The 430-nt window shown below is 47.7% G+C and carries 1 pseudogene; it reads left to right on the top strand.

The window, feature by feature from the left end:
* Positions 1 to 235: 235 nt before the first annotated feature.
* Positions 236 to 430: pseudogene (locus tag JOY50_RS28570) on the top strand (IS6 family transposase); the annotation flags it as partial.

Below are 430 nucleotides of genomic sequence, written 5' to 3'. Positions count from 1 at the left end.
CGAAAAATGACTCCCCTCATGTAACAAAACTCGTTACTGTATCAACATAACAATAACCCCATAACTAATTAGCGAGAAAAGAATGAAAATCGGCTATGCACGTAAATCTACGCATCTTCAGGATGTGGCGCACCAGGTTGACGAACTAACAAAAGCTGGATGTGAGCAAATCGGCACTGTTGCAAATAGTCGGTGGTGATAAACTTATCATCCCCTGTTGCTGATGGAGCTGCACATGAACCCATTCAAAGGCCGGCATTTTCAGCGTGACATCATTCTGTGGGCCGTACGCTGGTACTGCAAATACGGCATCAGTTACCGTGAGCTGCAGGAGATGCTGGCTGAACGCGGAGTGAATGTCGATCACTCCACGATTTACCGCTGGGTTCAGCGTTATGCGCCTGAAATGGAAAAACGGCTGCGCTGGTAC

The organism is Pseudomonas sp. BP01 (assembly GCF_022760795.1).
Lineage (GTDB): Bacteria > Pseudomonadota > Gammaproteobacteria > Pseudomonadales > Pseudomonadaceae > Aquipseudomonas > Aquipseudomonas putida_Q.
This window is presented reverse-complemented; position numbering and strand designations above follow the sequence as displayed.